Source organism: Oikeobacillus pervagus (assembly GCF_030813365.1).
GTDB classification, from domain to species: domain Bacteria; phylum Bacillota; class Bacilli; order Bacillales; family DSM-23947; genus Oikeobacillus; species Oikeobacillus pervagus.
Window position 1 is genome coordinate 1 of sequence record NZ_JAUSUC010000095.1, and the last position, 2,864, is coordinate 2,864.

At 36.3% G+C, this 2,864-nt stretch carries 4 protein-coding genes; 1 reads left to right on the forward strand and 3 read right to left on the reverse strand.

All coding sequences use genetic code 11. The annotated features are described in order from the left end of the window. Nucleotides 1-325: 325 nt before the first annotated feature. From J2S13_RS16630 to J2S13_RS16640, 3 genes are read right to left on the reverse strand one after another with little or no spacing between them, the layout of a single operon-like run. Nucleotides 326-1,159: a YihY/virulence factor BrkB family protein gene (locus J2S13_RS16630; RefSeq protein WP_307258962.1), complete on the reverse strand. Its 834-nt coding sequence runs from the start codon at nt 1,157-1,159 to the stop codon at nt 326-328. A 12-nt stretch (nt 1,160-1,171) separates the two neighbouring features. Then, the gene (locus J2S13_RS16635; RefSeq protein ID WP_307258963.1) at nt 1,172-1,510 is read right to left on the reverse strand and encodes a YtxH domain-containing protein; all 339 of its coding nucleotides are present in this window, start codon (nt 1,508-1,510) and stop codon (nt 1,172-1,174) included. 11 nt (nt 1,511-1,521) lie between these two features. Then, complete coding sequence (locus J2S13_RS16640; RefSeq protein ID WP_307258965.1) at nt 1,522-2,001, reverse strand: low molecular weight protein-tyrosine-phosphatase; 480 nt, start codon at nt 1,999-2,001, stop codon at nt 1,522-1,524. Between the two features lie 464 nt (nt 2,002-2,465). Between J2S13_RS16640 and J2S13_RS16645 the strand changes: the two genes are divergently transcribed. Next, nucleotides 2,466-2,687, forward strand: a complete 222-nt coding sequence (locus J2S13_RS16645) for a DUF1128 domain-containing protein (protein ID WP_307258964.1) — start codon at nt 2,466-2,468, stop codon at nt 2,685-2,687. Nucleotides 2,688-2,864: the final 177 nt, after the last annotated feature.

The following is a 2,864-nucleotide window of genomic DNA, read 5'->3' on the forward strand; positions in this document are numbered from 1 at the left end:
ATAGCCACCTTGTCTTTCGCTAACAGTTCCTACTGCCAAGCCTGTAGTGGACTTTCACCACCAAGTATCCGCCCATGCAGGGCGCACTTAAAATCAAACTAGGTGGAGCGTTTTCCTCCACCTAGTTTCTCTATTTTAATGATATCCATTTTGTCCATTTGCAGATCCAGATGTTTTATGTTTTGGTTTACTATTTTTATTTTGCTTCGTTCCACCGTCTTTTTTCGTCTTTTTAGACATGAGTAATCCCTCACTTTTATATATTGAGCTACACTATGGCTCAATAATAGTGTGGACGAAAAGGCGAAATAATCACTGGAAGTTTTTAGCAATCCTTTTCTTTCTCATTTTTCAGTGCATTTAACTCTCCCCCAATTAAAATCATCATCGCAGATAAATAAAACCAAATCATTAAAATAATGACACCACCAATACTTCCATACGTGGCTGTGTAATTCCCGAAGTTATTAACATAATAAGAAAAAACTAATGAAACGCATATCCATCCAAGTGCAGCAAAAACCGCTCCCGGTAAAACCGTCACACATTGAATCCTTTTACTTGGAGCAAGTGTATATAATCCTGTGAAAACGATAAATAAAATAATCGGGGAAACACCCCAACGCAACTGATTCCAAACATTTAAAAACGTTTCAGAAAAACCAAAACGATACGCCATATATAAGCCGATTTGCTTTCCAAATACTTGAAGTAATAAAGCAATGATAATGACAAAAATCAAGGCAAATGTTAAGACAATCGACAAACTGCGATTAATAAAAAAAGAACGAGTTTCTTTTACATCATACGCATGGTTTAATCCTTTGATGATGGCATTCATTCCATTGGAAGCAGACCAGATCGTGGCAATGATCCCGAATGATAATAATCCCGTGTTTCTTCGCCCCATTACTTCATTTAATGTTGTCTCAATTAATTTAAAAGAATCTGTTGGAGCAAAGTCGCGAACGATATTCAAAATATCATCTTGTGTAAAAGGCAAATAAGGGAGCAATGTGACCATAAAAATAAGCATTGGAAATAAGGATAATAAAAAGAAAAACGCCATCTGCGCAGATACTCCCACGATATCAGAATCCTTAATTCTTAAAAATAATTGTTTTAAAAAGATCCACATTTCTTTTTTGGAAGAGGCCATCAACTCACCCCGTTATTTGTTTTCATCCTGTTCGACTTTCACTTGTTGCTCTGGTAAAAATACCGTTTTCGTTTCCTCCACAAGCTCCTTAACTTGCGGTGATAACTGCTGTAAATCTTCTACTTTTTCACAAATGAATTGCATGTCTTCATTCACTTGTTGCATCGTAAGTTTTGCCTTTTCTACAATTTCCGTCGTCGATGAAGCTAACGCTTTCGGCTCTTTTGCCAATTGAATCATATGATTACTTAAATTTTTCATTTCTTTTCTAGTCTGACGATCGATCAAACTTATTGCACCACCAGCAACCGCTCCGATTAAAACACCGATGAAAAATTTATTTTTCCCCAAATTCAACACTCCTATATGGCATTTTCTTGTTTAATTTTTTGTAATAATTTCAAACAACCTTTTGTAATAAGCTCGTACACTTCTTCAAAATTTCCTGTGTAGTATGGATCTGGAACATCCTTCACCTCTAACTCTTCCACTAAATCAAGAAGGCGGATAAACCTTGCCTTTGGATTCATTTCGGCTTTGATTAAACGTTCTAAATTTCGCACATTGCTTTCATCCATCGCAATAATAAAATTGAATTCCCGAAGATCCTTTTCCTCTACCTGCCTAGCAATAAGTCCTTCAGAGTTAATTTTGTACTTCTTAAGGATTTCTAATGTCCCTTCATGTGGGGCACTCCCTACATGCCAGCCTCCAGTTCCAGCAGAATCAATCTCGATCTTCTCTTCAAGTTGCTCCCTTTTGACTAAATCGCGAAACACCGCTTCAGCCATCGGCGATCGACAAATATTCCCTAAACAAACGAATAAAACCTTCACCTTCATCATTCAATACCCCTTCCCTATCATATATATCCTTATTTTACCTTGATTTTCAATTTCAATCATCTATTCCTTAGTTGATAAATGATGTGCAAAACTCCTTGATCTTACGCTTTTGAGTAGATGTGCATATCTTCACAGGAATCCCCATAACTTTTGGGGAAAATGTGCATATCTCTTAGAATTTTGTGCATATTTTCATTAGAAATTTACATATTCTTCATTATCTTATGGATATATTCTATTTAGTTGTTCACATCTTTACGAGAAATGTGTATATCTCCATGAAACATGTGCATATCCCAATAAGAAGGAGTGCAAATTTATTCCGTTTCTCTTGTGTTTATTTTACCATTTCTTTCTGAATGTTTTCATATTTGACTTTGACAATTCAAATAAAACATGGAATGATTAAGTGAAGTGTAATGTTGACGGAGAAATATTACTTTCAGAGAGGATGATTTTTCATGAATTTAGCTGTTAAATCTGTAGAAAATATTGAATATATGATTGAAAAAATTAAAGATAAACTGCGAATGGTCAATGCTGGAGCAGTGAAACCATCTCACTTTGACGAGGATATGTATGAAGAATTAAAAGATCTTTACGACATGGTCATGAAAAAAACAGCCTTCAGTCCAAGTGAAATGCAAGCCATCGCCGAAGAACTAGGAAAACTTAGAAAGTAAAATCAAAAGCGGAAGCGCCTGTCCATCGACGTACGAATTTTGCAGTTTTCGACTGAGATAAAGGAAACACAGCGAGGCGATTTTGCGAGCTGATGTTGACTTATCGTAGGGAGAAAATGGAGAAATTCGCTAGTCGATAGGCGCTGGAGCTGGACGATCAAAAGCGGAAGCGCCTGT